Consider the following 24,685-nt stretch of genomic DNA (forward strand, 5'->3'; position numbering starts at 1 on the left):
TTAGTTTTAGTGAAACAGCAAGGAGCAGATGCTGTTTTCCGTAAAAATCATCTCCGTAAAAGTGACTTTAGACGGGGGAAAAAGTTGGGAATTGGCGATCACAAAGTCGTCTGGAATAAGCCCCAACAGTGTCCCAACCATATGACTTTTGAGGAATTCGAGGCATTGCCGTCTAGTTTCATCGTCCGGGAAGTATGCTTGCGAATTAAGCGCCGCGGCTTCAGAGCTGAGCGTATCATTGTAGTGACAACATTGGTGGATACCAAACGGTACACTGTTGAAAGCTTGACTTTTTTATATGGGTTTCGTTGGTCGGCAGCAGAAGTCAATTTACGCTCTCTCAAAACAACGTTAAAAATGGAGATGTTAACAGCTAAAACTCCGGTGATGGTGAGAAAAGAAATCTGGACACACTTATTAGCTTACACTTTATTACGTACCATTATGTGGCAGGCTGTATCTTCGTCAGAAAATACAGTTTTTCAACTCTCATTCCAATCAACCAGGCAGCAGTTTAATCTATTATTGACGCTGTTGGCAACTACAGGAAAACGCCAACAGCGACAATGGCGTCAATTACTTTTGGAACAGGTGGCAACTAATTTACTCACGATTCGACCTGAGCGTTCTGAACCTAGAGTTTTGAAACGCAGGCCGAAACCGTATCCTCGAATGCAGGAACCTCGCTCTGTCTTGAAAGCTAAACTGCGGGTGTGATTAAGCCTTTTTCAGTGCCATTGGTCTACTGGTGCCTTTCATCCCTGGACTAAAGTCGAGCGGGTTGTCAGGCTCGTTTTTGAGGATTTTTCTTTATTTTGGTTGGTAATTAGAAGACTTCAGAGCAGGAGCCAAAAAGCGTTCTGTGTAATACAAAGCCAGTTGATTGCTCACACCATTAAAAACCGCATCAAAGGCGTGTTTAGCCCAAGGAATTTCGACCATTACCGCACGGTTTCCAGTGGCTTGTAATTGTTCGTAGAGAGCGTCCAAACTTTGCCCCAACTATATGGTCGCGACCTGCATAAACCAGTAGAGAAGGGGAAGGTTGGGTCTAACATAATTGATGGGAGAAGTTTGAAGGTAAAGTAAAGCTCTCTTAATTTGTCCGGGGTTCCTCCCAGAAAGGCACGCAGAATAGCTCGGACGTTTAGTGGGTCGGGAAAAGCTGGGTCATAATATCCCCGGAGCAGGTCATTTGGCCCGTAATAATTCACTACTGCCCGAACTGGAACTGTAGTTGAACGATAAGCATAAAGCGATGCTAAATGGGCACCGGCTGATCTTCCCATCAGAGCAATTCTGTCTATATCAATGAACCACTCATCGGCATGGGTTTTGATATACGACAGAGCGGCTTCTACGTCCTCCAACTGAGTTGGAAACCGCTACTGGGAAGCGTGGCGGTAATCAATTGCTAACACAATAGCCCCTCACGGCCATGTAGCGGCTAAATTCCTCATTGCTATTTGGACTGCCTTTTTGCCAAGCTTCTCCCTAGAGGATGACGCTCGCCGGATATCTACCAATTTGCATCGTCAGTAGCTTTAATTTAAGATCCGCTTCATTTTTCCAATCCCTCACCCACCAAAGCTTCCAGTTCAGCTAACAGCTTCTCTAGTTTCTTTTGCTTTTTGGGGTCATCCCAAACCTTAGACTTTTTCACTCGCTGCAAAGCTGCATCTACGCGACTTTTAAGCGAGCGATCCGGTGTAGTCGCCTCCCCTGTATTTTGGGCTTTTAAATCGGCAATGCGCTGTTTGATTTGGGTCAGAGAGAGGTCGAGAGCGATCGCCTCTTCTAACAATTGGGATCGCTCTGAGCTATCCTTAACTCGGGCGATCGCTCTGGCTTTAGTATACTCAATCTGTCCTTTCCGCAGCGCTCCAATCACATCATCTGGCAGGTTCAGCAACGGGAGGCGATTGGTTCGGAAACTCTCTGGAGTGTACTTCCCGACGAGTGCAAATATATCGCTTACTATTTCCCACTCCGAGCTGTGGATAACGTTATCCACACCGGCGCGTTCCGGGTGCGCGGCTGCTCCGAGCAAAGCAATAACTGACGAAGAGGTAGAGTTCAATTTCATTGCCAGCAATTGCAGAATTCCCTCAGTTTCCTCAATCGCATTCAAATCTTCCCGCTGCAAGTTCTCCAGCAGTGCAATTTGCAGAGCCTCTGTGTCTGTCAGTTCCCGAATCACAACAGGAATCTCAGTCAAACCTAACGACGAAGCGGCTCGATAGCGCCGTTCTCCCGCTACCAATTCGTACTTGTTGCCATCTATTGGGCGTACCAGGAGCGGTTGCAGAATCCCTAGCTGCTTGACTGACTCCACCAGTTCTTGCATAGCTGTCGGATCGAAATAGCGGCGTGGCTGCTGCTGGGGCAAGACAATTGTGTCTATGGAGACTAGGGAGGATGCGGCATCTTCGCTGTCGCTGGTTCCTAATAGAGCCTCAACCCCTTTGATTTGATAAGGCTGATTGTCGCGCTTTTGATTCATCGCAGAGCTAAGAGTCCTTGTGCAATAGTATCGAGTACAGCGACGGCTGGATGTTTTGGATTGTACGCGGCCAGAGGTACGTGTTGCTGTGACGCATCGGCGAAAGCGACAGTCCGAGGGACGGCGGGGTAAATCGCAGCAATCTTCTCCAGAGAAGTAGTAATTGACTGCAAACTTTGAAAGGCCTGTACAGTACGGGGATCGTACAGCGTCGGAATCACTCCGGCAATCTGCAATTTCCGATTAGCGCGTTTCCTGACGCGAGCAATGGTTTGCAACAGCAATTCGGTTCCTTTGAGAGCTTTATATTCAGTCTGAATCGGAATTAAGACGTGAGTGGATGCAACTAGACTGATATAGGATAGGATGCCTAGCGAAGGAGGGCAGTCTATCAATATGAAGTCATAGTTCGAGCTAAGGGGGTCAATGACTTCTTTTAGCCGACTATCTCTCATGTCAGCCACCACCAGTTCCAGCTCTGCTCCGCTCAAATTAATATTAGAAGGGAGCAAGTCCATGTTGTGAAGGTTTTTGCGGAGCGCCGCGTCAGAACCGTTCATAATAGACTCGTAGACAGTCTCCTGTAACTCAGATGGCTCCAAGCCCATGAAGGCGGTAAGCGAGGCTTGGGGGTCCATATCTACTAACAAGACTTTTTGCTTCCGCTTCGCCAAATGGTAGCCTAAATTCATTGTCAAACTGGTTTTGGAGACACCGCCTGACTGGTTGAACAGCGCAATAATTTTGCTCATCTATTTTTAAGCACGCTCACTCAACGTGTTGATTAAACAATATTAGTGGACTGCGGCTTATTGTAAACTAATCCTTGAAAGAACTTTGAGAACCGCGTCTGATAACTAACTGCGATCGCAGTTATCATTGAACTATCGCAGTTATCATTGAACTATCGCAGTTATCATTGAACTATCGCAGTTATCATTGAACTAGAGATGTTCAGCGCAGTCCCTACTCATAATCTTGGATTTGGGTGGGGTTCGTTCAAAGGTAGTGTTGAGTCAAATCGCTGATAATATCTAAACTCATATTGTCAACTAATTTAGTCAGAGCCACAGCAAGAGGCTTCTGCGACAGGGGAATTCGCTCAATCAACAGCCTTACCGCTTGCTCATCTCCACAAGCTGCTGCTTTATAAAGTTTCTCAATCAACTCCCTCGGCAACACAGATAGCGACTCAGGAGTCAGTTGCATAACAGGCTCATCCTGTTCGGACTTCCTAGACGACTCCTCTTCATAGATATAGCGAACTCCCAAATGAAGCGCCATCTTCTCAAAAATTACTGTTTCTCGGAACGGTTTGGCAACAAAGTCATCGAAGCCATTCGACAAAGCGAGTTTCTTGGTTTCAACAAACGCATTAGCGCTCAAAGCAATAATTTTTGTATTGGAGCCGTCAGGCAGAGAACGAATTTTTCGAGCAGCTTGAAAGCCGTCTAAAAGCGGCATTTTCAAATCCATCCAAATTAAATCCGGCTTGTACTTTTGCCACAATTTAACAGCCTCAGTTCCGTTATCCGCAAACCACAAAAGAAAGCCGGCTGACTTCAATATCTGAGTTAGTAGCAACCGATTTGCAGACTCATCGTCCGCTACCAGAATGCGATAATTTTGTTGGTTGGGTGCCAGTCCATTCACTTGTTTTTGAGGCTGGATGTCACGGACTTCGCTCTGTGTTGCACGACTCACTTTAATGTAAAAACTAAAAACCGTTCCTTTCCCCACAGAACTTTTGACCTTGATATCGCCACCCATCAGCTTGACGAAAGAGCGGCTGATGGGCAATCCCAAGCCCGTTCCCGTTTGTGATTTCCTGCCAGTTTCAGTTTGGACGAACGGCTTGAACAAACGGCTAATCTCTTCAGGGGCAATACCAGGGCCTGTATCCTTCACTGAGAACTGGAGAAAGAATTTGGGTAACGGTTTTTTTGCCAGCGGCTGAAGGCATTTTACAGTCAGCTTCACCCTACCCGCCTCAGTAAATTTAACAGCATTACCCAACAGATTAATCAAAACTTGGCGCAGCTTGCTTTCATCAGTTCGGACGTATTGCGGTACATCTTTCCGGAGTTCAAAAACAAGTTGCAATCCCGACGACTGAGCTTTGAGTTGGAACATCCGTTCTATGTCCTTGAGCAAACTGTACAAGTCAACAGCAGTTTCTTCGAGGGTGATTTGACCTGCTTCAATTTTGGACAGCGACAAAATATCGTTGATTAGTTTCAACAAATGCTCGCCACTGCGATTGATAATATCTAAACTCGACTGCTGTTCCGGTGCAGTTTTTTTAGAGTTCACAAGGAGGTGGGCAAAGCCGATAATCGCATTCAGAGGCGTTCTCAATTCGTGGCTCATATTGGCCAGAAAGGTACTTTTAGCGCGATTGGCACTTTCGGCTGCAATTTTAGCTTGTTTTAGTTCCTTGGTTTTCTGTGCAACTTGCCGCTTTAAATCGCCAGAATATTCTTCTAACCGCTTGCGAGATGCTTTTAACTGGCAATTCATGCGCTCGAAAGCACAGGCTAGGGCTTCGAGTTCGGCAACACCGCTACCTGAAACTGTTGAGTCGAAGTCACCACCAGCTATCGCCTCTGTTGCCGAAATTAACCGCTGCAGCCGCTGTTCTATTCTTAGGGAAATGGACAGCAAAAGGCAGATAGAAAGAACCAAAGCCAGTAGCACGAGCAAAATAGTGTTGCGGGTGTTGGCCTGAACTTTTTGGGTGAAGTCGGTTTCGGGTACAACTGCCACAATTAGCCAATTTAAGCCATTCGAGTTTTTAAAAGGTCTGACTTGTAGCAAGTATAGTGAGTTGCTGGCAGTAAAGTTAAGATTGTGGCTGCTGTTAATAGCAGCGAGGCTGCCATAATGTTTAAGCAAATACTCTGTGGAAAGCTGGATTACTTGTTGTTGCAGAGCTCGGGCGCTTCTTCGCTGCTGGGAGTCAGCAGAAATAGACGGTTTTGGTTCAGTTACCTCGTTCCAAGCAACTAAATGTCCCGAACGGTCTAAGATAAAGGCTTGACAGTTAGGGCTGATGTGGAAATCGTGCAAGTTGAATTTTGAGGTTGGGGTAGAAAAAGCAGAATTTGTTTTTTGTTGACGGAATATTGTTTTTGGAGAGTCTGACCCATTTCTTTTCCCATTTGGTTTGATTGTGACTCCGGCTGTTTGACTTGGGGGAAGTTGGTTCACCGAACCAGTTTGCATTTTCTTATAAGTCCCTTCTCCCTTCCCAACCCCAACCCCTTCTTTTAAGTAGTTGTCAAGGCGGTCAGAGATGCGGCTCGTTGCTTCTCCCAATAGCTGTGCAACTAAGTCATTCATTGTCTGCCGCCCTGTTTGAAAAGAAAGCCATCCCGTTAGAGCTAGTAAGGTTGAAATTAGGAGAGCGTTGGGGACTGTAAGCACAACGCGCAGCGGGAGGGCAGACTTTTTTTGAATTGAGCTTTTTGGGCGGAACATTGGTTGAAAAAAGGGAGTGGGGAGTGGGGGGGGAGTAGGGAATGGGGAGTGGGGGAGAGGGAGAGACTGAGAGAGTGGGAGATTAGAGGTGTGCAGTAAACAGCAAGCTGTTTGAATTTTCAGGTAGATGGCAGTTACATAATCCCTCATTTCTATTTAATTGGGTGAGTATATGTTAGATGTTGAAGCCCTCTAGTTTTTATCGGGTTGTTGCAAGTTTTCAAACTTCTCCCACTCTCCCCCTCTCCCCCGCTCCCCCACTCCCCATTCCCGTTACCTATTCCTGCAGCTCCGGCTCCAATCAAAAAGCAGAGCGACTTTTAAGAAGCCGAGTAGTTCGGGCTGTTGGCGGTTGTCGCTGTTGAAATCTTGTTCCAGGGTAGTTGAATTCTTCTCGTGCAATGCGGCTCAGCTCGACAATCACAGACAAGTCTACTCCGGCTCGTGCAGCAGCATCGGCCGCCGATAGATTCTGATTTCTTACCAGAGCTAAAAATTGTCGCACGCTGTAGACTACTGGGTCGTTGGCTGCTGTGTAGCCTTTTTGAATGGCAATCAGCAATCCTTTTTCGACATCTGATGCTGTGGGTGCGCGACCTCTATCAACGTTCACAGTCGGCGACATTCTTGGGGTGACGGGAGCGATGCGAATTCCTAAGTGTTCTGGTTCTTTGTTGGTAGGAACGATGTTGAAGTTGTAAAGTCGCTGTTTCCCTTTTGAATCTACAGTTTTGATTGAAAGATTAGTGATGGTAGCTGTGGTAGCTCCCGGAAAATTGAGCGCTTGAATGGGACGCAAGAAAACAGTTTTGGCTTGGCCGCTTGCCAACTGTGCATCGGTGCTGAAAACTATTTTTGAGGGGTCGGCAATTAAAACGTAGGCGACAGCTTCATCGGTTGAGCTGAAGTCGATCGCACTCGCGCGACCGGGATAGACTAAAATATCGATCGCGCTATTGACGGCAATATCTCGACCCACAGTTTGATAGCCTGTTACTCTTGATTGAGCAAAAGCACAGTCGGGGTAGCTTGCAGTAGCGAACACTGCTGTGAACAAAAGCCCTCCGAGGGAAAGCATTCTTGGGGATTGGATGCGATTCGTCATGGCAGTTATTTGTTGATGTGGAGAAAATTGTTGACAGTAGAAACGGGGATTTCCTTTACTAATCGCCGCAGTCGCGTTGGGGCGACTTAACCGTTTACCGACGGTTTGGTTATCGGTAAATGTTGAGAAAGCTGTTAACAGTAATAGAAACCGGGGTTCCTTTATTAACCACAGCTACATTGGGGCGGTTTAAAAGTTCTTCAGTTGCTCTATCTGAGCGGCTTTCCATCCGTTTTGCTAGGGGGCTGAAGAAGCCGTCGAGGACGGCTGACCAAATTTGGGGGTCTCGACTTTCAACGGTGGTTGTACTGCTCCCAAACCTACCGCTAATACTGCTAGAGCTCCTGACTTTAGGCTCTGCGAACACTTGACCGACTCGTCCAACTCCCGACAGCACTGCGGTGAGGATATCCTGTCCGGCAATATCGGAACCTGGGTCGAAGTAGCCTGAAGCAATCAGCGGCCCTCCGCCCTCTCCTGCAATCAAAATTGCGCCTTCTGGAATGGGCTGCTGTTTAATCTGACCGTTTCTATCAGAGTAGACGAGCGCTACAGCACTAGCTTGTACCATGCGATTGGTTTTGCTGACGGTGTTGGCTTTGACAATGACAACTGTGCCGGCAGGAAAAGCAATAGAGCCGTCAGTTGCCGTTACGTCGGCTGTGAGGGTGACGGCAAATTTGTCGTAAAGCTGTTTGCCTGAGCCTTCATCCCACAACAGGGGAACCGAAACTATGCCGTTGGCTGTGGTTCCAAGGGGAACCTGAGCTGTTTGGGAGGTTGAAGAACTTTGGGGCGTGCGGTTGAGAATGCCTTTTGCCCCTGGGGAGTTTACTTGTTCTAGGGTTGGGGAGTTTGTTAAGGCAGAAGCCTCTGGAGCAGCTTCAGGGGAAAGGGTTTGAAATTCTGTATCGGCGGGCAAGGACGTTCGGCTCGCGCTCAGTCGAGCCTCCGTCTCGATTGAGTTATCAGTAGAATCGGAACTTGTTTGGGGGGAAAAGGAAGCCGGAGTTAATTGGTTAGTGGGGTTTTGGGAGTTGTCGGTGGTTTCGAGGCTGTCCTCTCCATAAGGAAACTCCGGGTGTAGCCTTTCCCCGCTGGCGTTATTTGGGTGGCTATATAGTTTTTCTGGGATTTGCTCGAAAGAAACGTATGAGGGTTGCGACTTTTGGTTGCCGATATTGACTGTTAGGAATTCAGTTGTTGGAGCTGGCTTTGTCAGAGCGGCGGCGGTAGCACTTGTTGTCGCTGGAGTGCTTGGTGTTGCACTCGCGGCATTCGCTATTCGGTTAGGGTCAAAATTTCCCCTAATTTGTCCTAGTTGAGCGAGTTGGTTCCACCGCTCAAACGGGTCGATTTTTTCTTCTGTTGGAGTTGGAATTAAAGGTGGGGGTATTAACGGTTTGGGTATGGGGGCTGGTGGGGGCGCGGGTGTTCTTTGCGGTATGGGTGCGGGTACTGTTACCGTCCGCACTACTGTTCGGGGTGCGGGTAGGGGTTCGCGTAGAGGAGTAGGTGGCGGTGCAGCGCTCCGGGTAGCGACTAGACGCGGAGTTCGCGGAGTTCGCGGGGCTCTTGACGGTTTGGGCGACGGTTCTGTTTTGGGTTTTGCGGTTTTTTGCGGTTTTTCGGCTAACAGTTTTTGTTGGTCTTGGTAAGCTAATTTAGCCAGCAACTCCGGTTTTTCATCTTTAATGGTGCCAGAAGAGCTTTCTTTTGGTGTTGATTGTGCGATAGGTTCGCGAGGTGATTTAGGTTTGATAAATTGCCAAATCAGCAGTCCTAGCAATAGTATTCCACCAGTCAACAGCAGCATTGTCACTGCTCTAGGAACGCCTCTTTCGGAAACAGGCGGGGGCAGTGGTCTTTCCTCATCTTGAGCAAGTTGATATTGAGTTTCAAGTGTTAGGGGTGCATTGGGGTCGAAATTAGCAATGAAGTTTTCATCAATATCATCGTCAGAAGGGGAAGGGTTTGGAGAAGGGGAAATAGGGGAATTGATGTTATCGTCATTATTAGGGGTATATTCACTTGATGCAGTTGTATGATTCATATTGGCTGTAGTGGTACTATTATCAGGAGTGGTATTAATTGGATTTTCGGTTAATCCATTTCTTTTGTTAGTCATGGCTTTAGAGTTGAATGTGTTGTGTTTAACTGTACATAAAAAAGCAAAGAGAGAAGACTTAAAGCAAAGGGATGAAACATACTAAATGTTTAAATTATTTAGTTGTTACGGTAGGTTTTTAAATTTACCCACTTGCCGGTTCGTCCCCTTTCCATGTCTCTTTCCTCTTCTATGGTTTGAATTCGACAATTCGGGAAATTTCTAATCCGGCTGCTCTCAAAGAGTGAATAGTCTTCTCTAATTCATTAGCGTTTTCTTTGAGAGGGGATTTGGGAATTTCTACGGCTTTGACGGTGAAAGTTCGATTAAACTGTTCTCGGCTTTCTCCAATGCCTTGTTCCAGCACGACGCGAGTAGCAATTACATCTATTTCCCAAACACCTCTTTTTATTTCTCTGGGTTCTGAGATGTGAGAGATATAGACTCCAGAGCGGGTTTTTCCTGAATAGATGGTGTTGGGAACGAGTTTGGCAAGTTCGACCAGGGAAGCTTTACCAAACTCTGATTCCATCATCAAGGAACCCATCCAAGCAGTTGTAGGAACTTGGGAACCTTTAACTTTAATGCCGGGGTCTGGGTCATTTGTGCCGGGAATTTTGCCTGACCAAGCCCAGGTTAAATTTACCCAACTGGATACAAAATTTTGGATAATTTTCGGCTCTCTGTACAGTTCATCTTGTTCTGCAATTCGTGCTGCGGTTCCGTCTTTTAACTGGACAAAGGTAACTTTTCTTTGAGATAAGGCTCTCAAACTGACTGTATTCACTAAAACAGCAATTGTCAGGAGGAAAACAAAGCTTGTGAGTAGAACAAAGCACAAGGCTAAGGTGTTTTTAGATTCAGGGAGTAAGGGTTGTGATTGTGGAAATTTCATATTATCGAAGGGGATGGCGAGATGGGGGATAGAGAATAGGGAGATAGGGAGAAAATGGATTGGGAAGCTGGGTTTGAGTAGTGAGTAACAACTCGGTTCGGTGAAGAAAAAGCTATCGGAATTTCCTTCCCCTAGATCAGTTTTCCAGCAATAACGCCGATCGCGTTACTGGCAATATCTGTAAGTTGTTTGGTGCTATTGGCGATCGCACTGTACAAAGCAGTTCCTCCACCCTTGGCTATTAACACGGCTAGAACGGGAGAAAACACAGCTAAAAAGAATAAAAATGCGATATCTGTAACTAACTCTGCATCGGACTTGACAATCACTACAGCGACTAATCCAACGACGATGTTGTACCCCAATTGCACTCCAAATAACGACATAAATCCTATTAACCAAGCCCAGATTGGTTTTCCTTGCAGCGGCAATAGTGATAAACCCATTGCCAGAGGCCCGAATAGAGCTGTTAGCAACAATGCTGCTTCTAAAATATTGACAAATGCCCACTGTACTGATCTAAGAATTAAGCGAATGATGGGCAAGACAGTAGACCTAAAAACTTGTCCTGCAAAATCGCCATTTCCTATATCCTGAAGATTGGCAACATTGCCTAAGTTTTCGACAAATCGCTGCAAGCTTTTGAGAGGTCCTCCATTTTGCTGTTCGGCTGCCTGGAGGATTTGTTGAGCTGGCTGTTTTTTGCTGTTCCAACATTCCACTAAAGCTGATCCAACTTTGCCCTGACATTCGCTGTAGAGTTTTTCGATTTCTTCTTTTCCAGCACTGGTGAGGTTAACGTCACTCAGGGCAGTTCTGAAGGTCATTTCTCCGACTTGAATTTTCATAATTTCTTGAACTTGAGTGCTGCCTACAGCTTTGATGAATTTGACACTTTCAGCTAAGACTTTACCGTTGTTGCTGAGAAATACTACAATTACGAGTGGCCAGATAAACATGGCTACTAGCTCTGACCAAGACTGTTTTTCGATGATTTCTTTGCCACTGGTGACAGCGAGGTAAGTAACAGATATTCCCGCGAGAATTAGTCCTAGTTTGACTAAGGCAATCCAGAGAGAGGATTCTTGAGTGTTGAAGGTGTTAAACCAAACTAAATTCCACGATTCGACGGTCTTTTGAGAGACTTCTATGGCGTCAGAGAGAGTGTCCAGGGCTTGTCCTGCTGTGCTAGTTTGGGCGATTAGTTGTGTCAGCATCTTTGGAAGGGGAGGGGGAAGGGGAAGGGGAAGGAGAGGGGGAGAGGGGGAGAGTGGGAGAGGGGGAGAAAGAGGGAGAGGGGGAGAGTGGGAGAGGGGGAGAAAGAGGGAGAGGGGGAGAGTGGGAGAGTGGGAGAGTGGGAGAGAACAAGCGGGACAAGCGGAAACAGGAAACCCTTATCCCCTCACCCCATTCCCCCCCTCTCCCCCTCCCCCACTCCCCACTCCCTACTCCCCACTCCCTTATTCACCCAGAGTGATACCTCCCGGCATTTGAAACAGTCCGGCTTGAGTAGAAGAAGCGGTAGCCGCCGCAGCATCCTGCCGTCTCTGGGCTGTGTTAATTTCGTTGAGTTCTTCAGCTTGTTGAGCGTTGAGAATGTTGGCAAAACTGCGATCGATTTGAGCTTGCTGGCCCTGCATGACTAAGGCACTTTGATTTTCTACTGATAAGGCTGCTTGCTTAGCTGCGAGCGCACTTTGTTGAGATATGTTTCTCATAATGTTCTGTGTGACATCTTGACCTTCTGAATCAGCACCCAATTCCATTGAATTTTGGCTCTCGCGATTAGTTTGCTCTACGTTCTGCTGGACAATTTCTTTCATCTGAGCTTGCTTTTGTTGAGCTTCTTTACTGAGAGTGGCTTTATTGGCTTCACTGACAGCACTTTCTCTTTCTGCGAGTTCTGCGGTATTCTCTTTGAGGCTGTAAGAATCTTGCGGTCTCTTCTCTAAAGCAGCGGATAGTTTTGTCCCTTCGCTTTCGGAGGTGTTGCCGTCCATTATGCTTTTAACTGCTTCTTTTAGGTCTGGAACTTTCAATTGTCCTAGGAATGAAGAGAGGGTTGACTCTATTTCACTGCTGAATTTTTCTACTTTCTTTAACAAATTGTCCCAAATGCCTGAGATGCTGTCGGAGATGGTGGAGATGGTATCTGAAATTTCGCCTGTTATGTCGCTAATTGTGTTTTCTATACCTCCTATTTCTTTCGGGTTGCTCAAGAAGTTATTAGCGGATTTTTGAATTTGGCTTTCTATTTGTTGATTGGGAACTGTGAAGCTGGAGCGGCTGAAAGTGCTGCTGTTAGGATTGTTTGAGGTGGGAAGCTGTGTTGCAGTCGGATTGCTGTCAGAGGTTTGAGCTTTTGCTTCAACAGAATTTAGTATTAAGCTCAGCCAAATTGCAGGAATGCCGAGGGCAAGTTTAACAAGCAATTTCGGTGATTTCATCAGTTTTTCTCCGTCTAGCTAGCAATAAGGTCTTGAGGGGATTTGTGTCCATTGATATCAGTGACTGCATTCTTGCCAATATTGGTTAATGAACGTCCTTCTTTAACGGCTTGTACATATTCAGAGGCAAATTGTTTGAGTGCTAGCAATTGTCCTTTTAACGTATTGGGATATTGAGCCATAACTCGCGCGCGAGCCATCAATTCAGCTTGATTGTTAGCCACACTTGCTAATATCATTTCGCCTGGATAGTATCGGCTTTGCCAGAAACGACCTCCTTTTTCAATTAGCCAATTGGAATAAAGGTCGGCAGCTCTGGGAAGGAAAGCTTCTGTGGCATTCTGGCTAATAATTTCAGCCGGATACCCCAAATTTTTGATCCAAGAAGTGGCTCCGTTTGATGTCAATCTTCCGGTAATTCGATACACCATGTTTTGCATAATCATAGTTCCCGCACTACAATCGCAAATACTGTCGATATCTTGGGATAGCAAGAGCACTGAAATGCCATTCTTTCTACCCACTGCACAGAGTTCACCTACTACTTCAGCAAATCCATCTTTTTTAAACAAAATCGAAAGTTCGTCTCCGATAAATAGGCTTTTAGGGTGAGAAAGTGCGTTGCGGATGCAAGCAGCGTGGGCGTTAATGGCCATTAAATACTGGTCTTGTTCGTTACCCAAACCGCTAAGGGCAAAAAACTTAACAGCGGGTTCGGGTGAAAATGTACTCGGTCTGCCAATTGCTTTCCCTAAAGGTGACGCTAGTAAGGCGTTGCATTGAGTGATAATTTGGTTGATGGCAATGCGGTCGAAGTCGGTAAAGTTTTGTAGGTTTAGTTGCTCTTTTGTGCAGAATTTCAGGAGGTTTGTGAGGGTTGGCATTTCTTGCCACGCGGTCGATTTCCAGCCTTTTTCAAAGGCCGTATTGTAGCGCTCGATAATGTCTGGGTCTTCCAGAAATTTTTTCAGAGTTAGCAGCAAAATGGCATCGACTCGCTGCGCTAATTTTGGGTCGCGGACTTTGCCCATGCTGATAATAGTCAGCGCTTTTCTGATAAACTCTTTCCATTGGTCTAGTCGGCGCGATCGCTCTTCTCTGTCAAAACGCCTCAAATCGGGTATTTCGAGTAGATTCGAGCTGCCAGAGGTGATGTCGTAGTACGCACCGTCGTCGCCTAACAGTTTCACTGCTGTCTCAAAGGTACTGCCGCTTCCTGCTGAGATGTCCATACCGACTACTGGGATATTAGCGGCTATTGCATCGGCTGCAAATCGCCATCCCAAAACACTTTTACCGGAACCAGACTCGCCTGTTATGACAGCGCGGCTGGTTTGGTTGTGCATGAGGTCAACGTACACGGGTTTGCCGCCTTTGGTGATGAATTCAACTCCTTTTGAGTCGATGTCCCTTACAGCAGTTAAGGGCAAAATACCGGGGACAGTTTCGGTGTCTAAGGTGAGGCGGCGTTCGTTAATTAGCGAACTGCTGTGCAACAGCCAGCTTACAGTAATGGGCAAAGTTTCTAGCCACAGTTGCCAAGCAATATTGCGCTCTCTTAATACCTTGGCAGAGCCGAAGCTGTGGGAGAGCATTTGGCAAGCGTGTGTTAGTTGCTCCGGGGTTGGTCGGTAGACTAAGAAGGTGACAGCAGCGTGAATTGCTCTTGCACCTTTGTACATTTTTTTCTGGGCTTCAAAGGATTCTTCCTGTTTGACTTCTGCTCCTACATCGCGACCTTGACCTTTTTCTAAAGCGCGTTTTTTGGCACTTTTTGATTGTTTAGCTTGCCTTGCTAAGTTGTCTTGAATAATAAAGTTGGGAGCGGCGCTAATTTCGACAACGGCTTCAGTATCGCGGACGTAGCTGTTGCTCATAATTTTCCAGAGCCATTGCAGTTGCTCTCTAGTATTGAGCCAGCCGCCGGGGCCCTCTTCCATTGTTAGCACGCCACATTCTGCGTTTCTGCCGGGGAGCAAAATGCGTGAGCTAGCTTTTCTGTGTTCCGGGCAGCTCGAACGGCCGCTCATACCTTCAATTAAAATGGTGCAGGCGTGTTTGTGACTGTTGATGGTTTCGGTTAGTTTGTAGTCCGACGCGGTTTCTTTTAAGGTGAGAAGTTGGGGGATAAGGGGTACGGGTGCGCTGTTGAATTTTTGCCACAGCCATCCCCACAATGCTTGGGCATTCATGGGTTGAATTTCCAGTCCAATTTTGGTGTTTAGCAAGAGTTCCCACCGGATATAGCCTTGCTCGAAAGCGTCGAGCAGCAGTTGTTTGTAAAAGCGTTCAGAGTAGATGCGCTGGTTGCCTGTAAATTGTGCAGCAATGCTGTTGGCTGTGTTAATAATTCCATTGATGAATTTACTCAGAGGGTCGTTGGATTTGGAGCCAGATTGAGCGTTGAATGTCCAAGTGCAGAAAATAGTTTGGTTCCACAGTTGTCTGGTGCCTGCTAAGTTGAGTTCTTGAATGCGTTTCTGTTCGTTACGAACGAGTACAGAAATGGGTTTGAGGTGACAGTTATCAGCCAATGCAGTTAACTGTTGCTGGCGAAGGCAATCGCTGCTGTAGCAGCCGGTGTGAAAGGTCATTTTTTCGCCTGCGGGAATGTCTTTTAGCCCTTCTTCTAAGGCGGTGGCTGCATTGTTTACTTCATGGCGGTAGAGAATGTTGTGAAAGCCAGCCGTCTCGAATCCGAATACAATTTGGTATTGACTGCCTTCATTCAGTAAGTAACCAGAAACTTCTCGACCATCCTTTTTGATAGTGACTAAACACAGGAGGTTTTGGTAGTTTTGGAAGGGCATAAGTCGGCTGTTACCTCCTTGTTGAGTGGGAGCAACTTTGGGTTTAAGTTTGACTCGGACTTGTGAATCGCTGATTCGGTGGCGAATCGGGTTTGGTCGGTGTTGGGGAACGGGAGAAAGGTATAAAAGATTACCGTTGTACCACTCATTCCCCGGCGGAGGTCTAAACCTGTCTACAAAAAGGTGAGGTTTGTTACCTGTCAGGAGCCACCAGCTTACAATTAGCCAGAAAGTAGTGATGAAAAACCAAGGCATTCCTAAGCTGAATAGGCCGTTGGTGAGGATGTAGGAAATTACAGTGATTAACATCCAGGGAATTAGCTGTTCCGCTGGAATGATGCCGATGCTGGCTTGTTTGCCGAGAATTTTGTTGACAGAAATAAAGTCTTTATCTGGGTCTTTAAGCATGGTAATAGGGGGAGGGGGAAGGGGAAGGCGAAGGGAAGGGAAAGCCAGGTTGTTATTAGTTTCAATCGCTACTAATTTGTGTTGGGAAGGGAGGGGAAGGGAAAAAATATAGGGGATTGTTAGCTAGTAACATCTAGTATTCAGTGTTCCTAATTAAAAGAATAGGAAGGGTGGAACAAGTTGAGTAAAATCACGTTCTTCTCAAGGCAAGCGAGAGGATTTTGGATAAGTAAGAGAAGAAGGTTTAACTCAAAACTAGAAAATTTATTCTTCCCATTCCCATTCCCATTCCCATTCCCATTCTTCCCTAAGCTCCTCCACCTCCGCCATTGCCAACGAACAGAAAAGTTATTACGTCAACGGCAATTACAATGGCAAAGGCTAAGGCAACTTGGGTAACAATTGGTCTCCAGTCATTACCTTGTTGTGCTTGGTTGTAGGCAAAAAGAGAAGCGGCTGCTACTAACAAAAGAAATGCTCCGCGAATTAAGTTGAAAATCAGTTCGATGACTTCGGTATCAATAGCTTCGCCTCCTGCTGAAGAGGCTCCTTCTGCGAGTTCTTGCATAAATTCTTCTAAGCCGGAGAGGAAGAGGGCGTTGGCTGGGGAATCGAGTACGGAGCAAAGCGCAGTAGAGGTGATAATGGCAGTGGCAATGTGCCAAAAGCGAATTTTGCAGCCAATGTATCGCTCTACAATGGGAATAGCTCTAGTGAGATGCCATAAACTCAAAAACACAATGCTGGAGCAGCCTAAAGTCGCAATTAAGAGCGGGTCGTGAATGCTGAAGTAGATGAGTGAGGTTAGGCAAATGCCGAGGAATGGAATGTCGCCCAGTTTGATTTTCTGTTGTTTTAACCAGCGTGATAATGAGTTGCGGTTTCGTTCATTTCTTGTTTGGTCTAAGTAAGTAGCCATGTCACTATCTCGATTAATTTAGTGCTTTAATGCTAATTTAAGTTGCATCTAATCCCTGCAAAATCGCCAAAAAAGGTGATTTTATACAGTGAGAGTGACCCCCTCCAAATGGAGGGTGCAAGTAAAAAAAGTTATTTCAAATTTCCATTTCCACCTCAGTTTTTCTAGCTTCCTGCTTGTTGGAGTTCTGGTTTGGAGCAAGTTGCTGTTGGGAGAGGAGATTTTCAACTACTTCTGGTGGAATGTCGCACAGAAGTACCTCAAGATTACCTTTTTGGAGGCTAGCCTCAAAAACTATCTCGCTGTGAGAGTTAAAGCCTTTGACAGTACCCTTCGACTTGGATTTATCGCTGAATTCGACTTCAAAGTCGAGGCGCGAGCCCTGGGAATCGGTAAAGCTCACTTCATCCTGACCGCTTCTCTTTACCATTTCAGCTAGACGTTCTTGGTTGAGAGCTTGTTGAAAAATCTTTAAACGGTCGAGTTCTTCTTTTTCTTCAGGTTTCAGGAAGTCGTTTGTAACTTCCCATTCTCCAGTTTTATCCTGTACTGCTGAAAACAGTTCCTCGCCTTCCTTAGTTTTTAAGCTGACAGCGGTAGAGGAGTCAAAATTTGTTACATAAAGTTTGGCTTGTCCAAAATCAACCCCGTCTTCTAATGCAATGCCTTCCGCATTTGCTTCTTCTTCAGCTAGGCTGTAAATTTTTGCCAGTGTTGCTGCAAGTTGGGCGTCCTGAGTAAGATTTTGGGCTGTCACAGTGATTTTTTTAGCAGTAGCGCTAGCGCTGTTGCTAGCTAGGATTGTTGATTCTAATGAAAGTTTTTCACCTATTTCTGTTGCGTTTTGTACGAACTGGTCGCTGAGGGATGGAGTTGAGCTGTCGGGCGGTTCTAATTTTGCATCCCCAGCTTGAACGCCTGTCTCGCTTTTTTGAAGAGAAAGTTTGTTCTCTAAAGCTTCTATTCGCTCTTCTAGGGTATCTAGTCGCTTTTCAAGTCGGTTGAGTGCTTCATTTATTTGTACGAGCTGTTCTTCAAAACTCGCCTCTGTGTCAATCTTAATAGAAGCCGTTTTTTCAGAATTGTTGTCTGTCACACGACCGGAAATTTTATCAACTTTTCCGTGGACTTTGCTAACAGCTTTAGCTAAGAGCATAGCGGGTGTTGAGACAAATTCGGCATCCGGTTCAGGTAAGATGTTTTCTTCCGGTTCTGGCTTCGGTTCAGCTATTGGTAAAGCTTCGGATTCGACCCTTGCATCTGCAACTGAATCCGCTTCAACCAAGTTGGTAACCCGCAGCGAGAGCGAGTCAGCTCGCTGGCTTTGAGCTTGGAGCCTTTTGACAATACCGGCAACTTGGCGCTCTTTTCCAGCCCCAAGAGCAGCTTCTATAATTTGAGAAGCTGCTTTTTTCCCCATCAGAGTAGCGAGAACCGCAACTTGACCGCTCAGGCCGCTGACAGTTGTACCTTCTACCTCACTTCCAGAAATGGCTGTTCTACCACTAACTTGTACAGCAGCATCGAGGATACTATCGATGTTCTGGTCGTTTGATTTTTTGCCTTGAGGTTGCTGTTGGCTCGTTCGGGTTTTTGAAGGTGTGCGTGCTAAGGATTCAGCAACTTCTACCGCTTCATCTGTCTGAAGTTTTCTTTTGGCTTGGGATTTAGCTGATAATTCTTCGTCTTCCAAATCTTCTCGCTCAGAGTTTTTAAGGTGGCTTTTAGTTTGAGGCTTAGCTTTAGGTTGAGGTTCTTTGACTTCAAACTCATCTAGCTCACTTAGTTCATTTTTCGGAGAGCGGGTTAAGGCTTTAGATTTAACCAGTGGTTCTTCCGACTCCAACTCCTCTACGTCATCTTTTCGGGGTCTTCTTTTGGTTTGAGAGTTGGGTGATGGCTCGTCGTCATCCGAATTTTCTATTTCATCTTTTTTTGATTTGATATTGGCTTTAGATTTCGATTTGTGCGATGGTTCATCATCTTCTAAGTCATCTAGCAAATCGTCTTTTTCAGACTTGTTGGCCGTTTGATATTTCGATCGACGCGAGGGTTGCTCATCCTCTAATTCATCTAGTAAATCGTCTTTTTTAGACTTAGTTGCAGCTTTAGATTTAGACTTGGGGGAGGGTTGCTCATCATCCAATTCATCTAGTAAATTGTCTTTTTTAGACCTTGTTTTAGTTCGAGGCGAATCGAGTAATGCTTCAATTCCTGTTTTAGTAAATCGGTAGTCGTCCGGCTCTCCCAAGTGCTCCATCATGTACTTTCCTGTGGTAGAACCGTACTCGGGTCGATCGCTCAAACTGAGGACGAGTCCGTTATGCTTGACCTCCACGCTAATGCCAGGTTTGCCGTCGGCTTCCGTTAGTTCTTCAATTGCATCGGCAAAATCTTCTACGCTGGTGAGTCCATTTTCCAGGCAGTAATCTAAAGCTTTCTCGCAGCGATTTCTTAGGTAGTTGAGGATTTTCTTGCCCTCGGCTGTGTTAGGGGTGATGTAGTTTCCCTGGCTTCGGCTTCGGTATGCTGTTTTTGTAGCCATAATCTTTGTGGCGGCGTGAGTGGATATTTCCCATGAAATTCGAGCAGTATGGCTACTGACTTCACTCGGAAGAGCGGTTTTTGGGACTTAAACTGACCCCCTCCAATCGGAGGGGGAAGGTATTAATTAAGCGGAAGCAAAAGAAGTGTCATATCATGTCCGTCAAAATCCCCATAAAACCGCAGGCTTCAATGTGTGTTGTACGAATGTCCTCAAGGGAGGTCAAAATCGAATGTGTCTTTTCTTGCCTCATTCGACTTTGACCTCCGACAAGCAAGACACATTTAGGCAACACGCATTGAAAAGGTTTGCGCTTTTTCTATGATTTGCATGAGCAGGTATTTGTGAATTCGCCACAGCCAAGTAATAGAATTGCAATTATGTTCGAGTTAGCGGACATAATATGACTTTCTAAATTACGTTAAAGTTGTGCGCCGGCAACTCTATTTTTTGAGGATGTGACTGCTAATTCAGCATCTACTTTTAAGAGGTATTTGAGAAAGTGAGCGCTGCTGTTTTCAGAAAGCTTCTTAATGATTTGACCGGTTTTTAAGTCAGCAGCCAAGACCGGATTATCAGCTTCATCTCTGACTAAACACCTAACATTATTGCGAGATTGGCTAATAAAAGCTGTCCAGTTCCCCACAGGAATTTTAGTTTCTCCAGTTTGGTTATATGCTTCACAAATCGCATCTTTCAGCAATTGTGAGAGGTGGGCGGGGCTGGCAGCAAGGTCTTCGGGTAGAGACGGCGGTTTGTTTTGGCTAGGGGTTGGCGATACGGATTGCGATCGCTTTTGGGTAGGGGTTGCCGGTACGGATTGCGATCGGTCTTGACAAAAGGTTGGCGGGACTTCTGAAAGTTCCTCAACTGATTCAATTAGTTGCACAGAGCTAGGGTTGATGTTTAAGATCAGAGCGCTGCCTTTAGGCGAGGGTTCAATAGTGGCCTCAAAGGTAGTACCGATCGGCAATTTAGGTGAATTAGCAGAGAACATAGCTAATTCTTGTCCGTCAAGGAGGACAATAGGGCTGCCGTCGCGCCTCGAACCGCTACCGCTAACAGAACCCACCTCAAAAGTCAATGTTTTCTGCCTCCATTTTGGACTGCTAAAGTCAACATCTTTCAAGTCATTGTACTTCTGTCCAATCAGTTCAGCTCTGTCAAACTGAAAGCTTTGCAATTGCTGGCAAATTTCATCTGTAAACAAATTGAGAACCAATGCTGCTTTAGGTGTTTGGTTTTGGGACTCAAGCCAAGTATAATCTGCAGGAGCTACAATGCGTGAACTGACATCTTTGGTGCGACCAAGACCATCGCGGTAAGTTAAGTCTAAACTATCGATGTCGTTGACATTTCCGCAAAACTTCTTCTCAAGAATTCCCACCAGTTTGTCGCTGGGTTCAATTAAGGCAAAATTGACCATTGGCAGGCTCGGATGCAAAATTGCTTCATATTTAATACCTTTGCTGTCTAACAATTCTTTCCAATGTCCAGCTAAGTCTTTGCCAACTGGCTGTCGCTTCTTATCCCTGACAGTCTTATTGCTGCCGTCGAGTTCAAATTCCTCGAAAGGGACGCTCAGAACGTAAGTGTCTTTTGGCATTGCTTCGTGCAGTCGCTCGTACTCAGGTTCAAGGTTGAATTCAATCAGCAGTTGGCGAGAAAGTTCCTTACAAGCTTTGCGAGGAACTTCTAAGTTGGGATTTGCGGTTTCGACGTGCCACATCGCACTAGCAGCTAAAAACCGTTCTTCAGGGTCAGTCCAAGCTTCGGTCACATCGGCTCTTAAGCTCTCGTATAACTTGCTGACGGCTTCTTTAATTGCCTTAGAATCGCCGCCGCACTCCAAGTGAATTTCACCCATCCTTTCTCGATAGCGTTCCTTAATATCTTGCGCCCACCTGACATAATATTTCTCCCATTTTTCTCGTTCATCTAAATCAGAAGGAGACTCAAACAGGTAGCGAAATTCGTCGCGGTGGCGGCTTTTTAGACGAGTCGGTTCCCACTCTGGGTTAACAGCCTCCCTAGCAATGCAATTGATAGCGGTGCCGTCTCCTATAGGTAATGGCACGGTTTTGTAAAGCCTGGGGTCGTCTTTGTAGTCAAATAGGTAGCTTGGGTGCTGTTCTGACCACTGCTTAGCCTTGGACAACAAGGTGGGGTGGTGGTCTTCGGTGCGAGTAGCACTTTTGGGACTGTCCACTTCAATTTGCAGGGCATCAAACAGCTTTCCAAGAAGCTGCCGCTTCTGTTGATTGAATAAACTTTCTGGCTGTCCCGGTTCTGCTGCTGACGATTGCACTCTCCCGATTAAGGTAGCCACCCAGCCGATTTTATTTTGGGCGATCGCTACGGCAATTTGCCGCAATTTGGTATACTTGCGAGCGCCATTACTATCGGTAGCTTTATTGTAGTCAACTTTCTCTCGCTTCTCAACTGCATCGTACTCATTCTCTTGATTAGCGTGCCTGGTTTCAGAGGCGATATTCGGCATTCGGGAAGCAGGCGTAATCACTAATTGATCGCCGTCAAAATCGCATTGATGATGCTGCATGGCTTGGTCAGAGCGAATGAAAACGCACCCTTTGTATTGCGTTAATGCGCGATGGCTTTTGTTGTCTACTGTGTAGCGGCGGATGTTATCTTTACTGACAATTGGGTATCGGGTAACGATGACTTCTGTGCCGTGTCGCAAGTGGGGGGCAACAATTGTACCGGGTTTGAGGCTTTCACAAGGTTGAGCCATTGCTGAACCGTGATGAATTGCTCCCTTAATTGCTAAGTCTTTCCACTTTTTAGCCAGTTGTTCTTGCATGAAATCGACGACTTTGGGAAAGTCGAGGAGTTGACCGAGTTTGTCGTTCCTCAAAATTGAAATTAGCCGGGATTCATTGCGCTGGGCTTTTTCATCTGTTTCGTCTTCTAATCCGCTGCTGTCTTCGTGAAGGCTAGATTGAAAAGCAGCTTTTTTGTCGTGTTGCTCTACTAAGTATTTGGCAAGTTGCAGCCTGTTATTTTGCAAGTCAGCGAGCTTTTGGGCTTCAATTTTGGTCGGTGTCGCGATGTCAGCCCCAATAGCTGCTTCGGAATACCAAATCGAAAATTGCCAGGAATTTTCGTATTCAGTTACTTGGGCGTTGCCTCGATTTCCCAGTATAGCTTTGGGAAATTCGTAGTCGCCACAGGGGATAAGTTCCGCTAATTGCTCTTTAGCAACTCCTTTGATAGAGGAGCGATCTATGATGATATCATAACCCAACTCGGAGGTTAAATTAGCATCAGGCAACAGCGTTCCTTTGGCAAGAAAGCTAATTTCTGGAGTGTGGCAGTCTTCTTGTCCCCATTCCTGCATCCAGGCAAATCTGAATTGAAAAGGTCGGTTGTAATTCCCTCCTAATTGTTGGGCTAGTGCCGGTGAAATTTTACCGTGACAGTCTCCGGTTTGCCACTTATGAGCTTTCGCTTTTTCACTTTGGTCATCGCTTTGAGAATCAACAATTTTGAGTCGCAAGGTTTCGCCGTCAAGGGAGCTATCTAACAATTTGGCTCCTTGGTTACAACTGCTAACTAGCAGTGAGCCATAGCGACAGGCGTGGTCGGGTTGAGTTTTGAATACGCTCAACAGTTTAGTTGAGAGTTCAATGTCTGCAAAGTAAACATTTTTACCGGAGCTGAAAGCAACTCTTCTGGTAATACCATCTCCGAAATCGATGTTTTTCAGAGGGTCGAAGCTGCTATCATTTGGGTCGGGTTTAACGATGCTTAGGGATGCTAATTCTTCAGGTTCAAAAAGCAGTTCAAGCAGGGAGTTACGCAGCACTTCTGATTCAGCTTGGTACCGCCCCTTTGCTCTACCGTCAGTCAAGGACATATCAAAGACTGGGATTTTTAGTCCTTCCCCAGCTACCCATTCTGTGGAGCGATATTCTGGGGTAAGTTTTCTTCTGCTCATTGATTAGCTCCTGAATCCTAGTTTTTACATTTTTAGGACTTACGCACAGTAATAGTCCAGATTTTGACAATGTTGTTCCTTCACAAATTCCTGCTACTGAGTGATATTCACCCCCTCCAATTGGAGGGGTTTAGAAGAAAGAAGTAGCGTGTTACAATCAGAATGACAATCCCAATGTGGAGAAAAAAAATGAAAGTAGTTCGCACAACTACGGCTATGGAAAGCCAACGGGATTATTTCTCTGATAGCGATAGCGATGCACTTGCTCGCGTTGCTTTTGGAGAAGGTGAAAACAGTCAGCAGTTTGGCGGTTTGAGTTTTGATGCTGACGGGGTTATTAAAGGTAGAGCATCAACGTTGTTCAACGTCACCGAAGAACAAGTGGAGAACCCTCAATACTGGATTGATTTATAAGAGATACCGACCGAAATTAAGTCTTCGCTCTTACAAAACAAACGTGTCACATTGTAATACCATTTCTAAAAAGTCTTGCTACAATTTGCATCGTTGGGTTTATTTCACGAAATCAACCTACTGTTGCTACTGTTGCATAACTTTTCATAAATGGTATAATTCGGAGGTGTCTAATTCGGATATGTCTAATAATTCAGGTGTCAAATCAAGGCCTTCCTGACACCTGAAAAGATGGCTAACGCCGTTTTTTGGACGGCGTTTTATCCGAAGAACGACTTTCAAGCGTCTGGTTGGCTTGAAGAGAGTGCAAATTGTTACCTGGAAGCAAGCTGTAAACTACTTTGCGCTTGCGAAAAACCCTAGTGCCATCTACAGGCATTCCTTGTTTCCAAGCATCTGCAATCGCCTTTTTGTCGGCAGAAATTACGGTTTTGGTTTCGACTCGACGATAGGGTTCTGATAGTTGAGATGGGTCAATCAAAACTTCACAGGTAGGCGGATTTTCCTTGACAGTAATGCGGCGGTGTTTGCCAATAACTTCGGAAGTTAACACGCCGCACTCGTTGAAGTAGAGAACGGTTTTATCTAAGCGCTCTCTCCACCCCTGGAGTTTGTTGATAGCTCTTGAATGCAGTTCTATCAAATACTGCATCCGGGCTGTAATTCCTGCAATTTCGGCATCAATTTGGTCGGCTAAGTCGGCATGGGCATCAACAGCAAGTTCCTGAGTTTCTTGGGTTTGCCAAAGGGATTGCAGCAGTTGGTCAATTTCTTCTGAGCTTTCTGCTGACTCTAGTTGATGCCAAACTTGAGCCGCAGTTATTGAACTTTGAGCAAGCGTCGCTGTGGCTAAATTCATGCTTAGTATTCTCCGTTGATGCAGGTGTGATAATAATCGCGGCGTTCTTCGAGTTGAGTAAGCGCAGCCATTGTTGCCGCGTCGGATTTAAGAGAGATTTGTTTGTCCTTTTGAATTTTGCTACCTGGTTGAGAATGAGTTAAATCTTGTGAGTTTGACTGGGTAATTTTTTGCATACAATTCAAAAAACTTTCTTAAAAATAGCGCGACCGCGCTCTTAAAAAAAGAAGTATTT

The 24,685-nt window shown here is 45.8% G+C and carries 17 protein-coding genes and 1 pseudogene; 2 read left to right on the forward strand and 16 right to left on the reverse strand.

Annotated elements, in window-relative coordinates; translation table 11 throughout:
- Nucleotides 1–717: pseudogene (locus tag QT996_RS21345) on the forward strand (IS4 family transposase); the annotation flags it as partial.
- A 93-nt stretch (nucleotides 718–810) separates the two neighbouring features.
- Here QT996_RS21345 and QT996_RS21350 read toward each other — a convergent pair.
- From QT996_RS21350 to QT996_RS21415, 14 genes are all read right to left on the reverse strand, one after another.
- Nucleotides 811–990: a hypothetical protein gene (locus tag QT996_RS21350; RefSeq protein ID WP_333048777.1), complete on the reverse strand. Its 180-nt coding sequence runs from the start codon at nucleotides 988–990 to the stop codon at nucleotides 811–813.
- Nucleotides 942–1,370, reverse strand: a complete 429-nt coding sequence (locus QT996_RS21355) for an alpha/beta hydrolase (RefSeq protein ID WP_333048752.1) — start codon at nucleotides 1,368–1,370, stop codon at nucleotides 942–944. Before QT996_RS21355 ends, QT996_RS21350 begins: the two co-directional genes overlap by 49 nt.
- A 191-nt stretch (nucleotides 1,371–1,561) precedes the next feature.
- A complete protein-coding gene (locus QT996_RS21360) occupies nucleotides 1,562–2,503 on the reverse strand; it encodes a ParB/RepB/Spo0J family partition protein (protein WP_333048753.1) in 942 nt (313 codons plus the stop codon).
- On the reverse strand, nucleotides 2,500–3,255 hold the full coding sequence (locus QT996_RS21365) for a ParA family protein (protein WP_333048754.1): 756 nt from the start codon (nucleotides 3,253–3,255) through the stop codon (nucleotides 2,500–2,502). The genes QT996_RS21360 and QT996_RS21365 overlap by 4 nt, the downstream gene beginning before the upstream one ends.
- 247 nt (nucleotides 3,256–3,502) lie before the next feature.
- Nucleotides 3,503–5,845: an ATP-binding protein gene (locus QT996_RS21370; protein WP_333048755.1), complete on the reverse strand. Its 2,343-nt coding sequence runs from the start codon at nucleotides 5,843–5,845 to the stop codon at nucleotides 3,503–3,505.
- Nucleotides 5,846–6,284: 439 nt separating this feature from the next.
- Nucleotides 6,285–7,088, reverse strand: a complete 804-nt coding sequence (locus QT996_RS21375) for a hypothetical protein (protein WP_333048756.1) — start codon at nucleotides 7,086–7,088, stop codon at nucleotides 6,285–6,287.
- A gap of 109 nt (nucleotides 7,089–7,197) precedes the next feature.
- Nucleotides 7,198–9,216: a hypothetical protein gene (locus QT996_RS21380; protein ID WP_333048757.1), complete on the reverse strand. Its 2,019-nt coding sequence runs from the start codon at nucleotides 9,214–9,216 to the stop codon at nucleotides 7,198–7,200.
- Between the two features lie 169 nt (nucleotides 9,217–9,385).
- Nucleotides 9,386–9,982 carry a hypothetical protein gene (locus QT996_RS21385; RefSeq protein WP_150111742.1) on the reverse strand — a complete coding sequence of 199 codons (597 nt, stop codon included), beginning with the start codon at nucleotides 9,980–9,982 and terminating at the stop codon, nucleotides 9,386–9,388.
- Between the two features lie 239 nt (nucleotides 9,983–10,221).
- Nucleotides 10,222–11,307, reverse strand: coding sequence for a hypothetical protein (locus tag QT996_RS21390; protein WP_333048758.1), 1,086 nt, complete (start codon nucleotides 11,305–11,307; stop codon nucleotides 10,222–10,224).
- Nucleotides 11,308–11,550: 243 nt separating this feature from the next.
- Nucleotides 11,551–12,537: a hypothetical protein gene (locus QT996_RS21395; protein WP_333048759.1), complete on the reverse strand. Its 987-nt coding sequence runs from the start codon at nucleotides 12,535–12,537 to the stop codon at nucleotides 11,551–11,553.
- Between the two features lie 14 nt (nucleotides 12,538–12,551).
- Nucleotides 12,552–15,755, reverse strand: a complete 3,204-nt coding sequence (locus QT996_RS21400) for a hypothetical protein (protein WP_333048760.1) — start codon at nucleotides 15,753–15,755, stop codon at nucleotides 12,552–12,554.
- A 307-nt stretch (nucleotides 15,756–16,062) separates the two neighbouring features.
- Entirely contained in the window at nucleotides 16,063–16,674 is a 612-nt protein-coding gene (locus QT996_RS21405) for a hypothetical protein (RefSeq protein WP_333048761.1), read from the reverse strand.
- 136 nt (nucleotides 16,675–16,810) lie between these two features.
- Complete coding sequence (locus QT996_RS21410; protein ID WP_333048762.1) at nucleotides 16,811–19,219, reverse strand: hypothetical protein; 2,409 nt, start codon at nucleotides 19,217–19,219, stop codon at nucleotides 16,811–16,813.
- Nucleotides 19,220–19,640: 421 nt separating this feature from the next.
- Entirely contained in the window at nucleotides 19,641–23,177 is a 3,537-nt protein-coding gene (locus QT996_RS21415) for a hypothetical protein (RefSeq protein WP_333048763.1), read from the reverse strand.
- Between the two features lie 189 nt (nucleotides 23,178–23,366).
- Between QT996_RS21415 and QT996_RS21420 the strand changes: the two genes are divergently transcribed.
- A complete protein-coding gene (locus QT996_RS21420) occupies nucleotides 23,367–23,591 on the forward strand; it encodes a hypothetical protein (RefSeq protein ID WP_015179627.1) in 225 nt (74 codons plus the stop codon).
- 235 nt (nucleotides 23,592–23,826) lie between these two features.
- On the opposite strand, the gene QT996_RS21425 is transcribed toward QT996_RS21420, so the two are convergent.
- Both QT996_RS21425 and QT996_RS21430 read right to left on the reverse strand, forming a co-directional pair.
- Nucleotides 23,827–24,450 carry a siphovirus Gp157 family protein gene (locus QT996_RS21425; RefSeq protein ID WP_333048764.1) on the reverse strand — a complete coding sequence of 208 codons (624 nt, stop codon included), beginning with the start codon at nucleotides 24,448–24,450 and terminating at the stop codon, nucleotides 23,827–23,829.
- Nucleotides 24,451–24,452: 2 nt separating this feature from the next.
- Nucleotides 24,453–24,626: a hypothetical protein gene (locus tag QT996_RS21430; RefSeq protein WP_333048765.1), complete on the reverse strand. Its 174-nt coding sequence runs from the start codon at nucleotides 24,624–24,626 to the stop codon at nucleotides 24,453–24,455.
- Between the last annotated feature and the right edge of the window lie 59 nt (nucleotides 24,627–24,685).

This window comes from Microcoleus sp. S13C4, assembly GCF_036700865.1.
GTDB lineage: Bacteria > Cyanobacteriota > Cyanobacteriia > Cyanobacteriales > Microcoleaceae > Microcoleus.

What these genes read in the sequence shown, in the direction of transcription:
- QT996_RS21365 (WP_333048754.1), bottom strand. Translation starts at nt 3,255, where the DNA reads ATGAGCAAAATTATTGCGCTGTTCAACCAGTCAGGCGGTGTCTCCAAA.
- QT996_RS21420 (WP_015179627.1), top strand. Translation starts at nt 23,367, where the DNA reads ATGAAAGTAGTTCGCACAACTACGGCTATGGAAAGCCAACGGGATTAT.
- QT996_RS21415 (WP_333048763.1), bottom strand. Translation starts at nt 23,177, where the DNA reads ATGAGCAGAAGAAAACTTACCCCAGAATATCGCTCCACAGAATGGGTA.
- QT996_RS21410 (WP_333048762.1), bottom strand. Translation starts at nt 19,219, where the DNA reads ATGGCTACAAAAACAGCATACCGAAGCCGAAGCCAGGGAAACTACATC.
- QT996_RS21395 (WP_333048759.1), bottom strand. Translation starts at nt 12,537, where the DNA reads ATGAAATCACCGAAATTGCTTGTTAAACTTGCCCTCGGCATTCCTGCA.
- QT996_RS21380 (WP_333048757.1), bottom strand. Translation starts at nt 9,216, where the DNA reads ATGACTAACAAAAGAAATGGATTAACCGAAAATCCAATTAATACCACT.
- QT996_RS21370 (WP_333048755.1), bottom strand. Translation starts at nt 5,845, where the DNA reads ATGAATGACTTAGTTGCACAGCTATTGGGAGAAGCAACGAGCCGCATC.
- QT996_RS21375 (WP_333048756.1), bottom strand. Translation starts at nt 7,088, where the DNA reads ATGACGAATCGCATCCAATCCCCAAGAATGCTTTCCCTCGGAGGGCTT.
- QT996_RS21425 (WP_333048764.1), bottom strand. Translation starts at nt 24,450, where the DNA reads ATGAATTTAGCCACAGCGACGCTTGCTCAAAGTTCAATAACTGCGGCT.
- QT996_RS21405 (WP_333048761.1), bottom strand. Translation starts at nt 16,674, where the DNA reads ATGGCTACTTACTTAGACCAAACAAGAAATGAACGAAACCGCAACTCA.
- QT996_RS21400 (WP_333048760.1), bottom strand. Translation starts at nt 15,755, where the DNA reads ATGCTTAAAGACCCAGATAAAGACTTTATTTCTGTCAACAAAATTCTC.
- QT996_RS21390 (WP_333048758.1), bottom strand. Translation starts at nt 11,307, where the DNA reads ATGCTGACACAACTAATCGCCCAAACTAGCACAGCAGGACAAGCCCTG.
- QT996_RS21360 (WP_333048753.1), bottom strand. Translation starts at nt 2,503, where the DNA reads ATGAATCAAAAGCGCGACAATCAGCCTTATCAAATCAAAGGGGTTGAG.
- QT996_RS21430 (WP_333048765.1), bottom strand. Translation starts at nt 24,626, where the DNA reads ATGCAAAAAATTACCCAGTCAAACTCACAAGATTTAACTCATTCTCAA.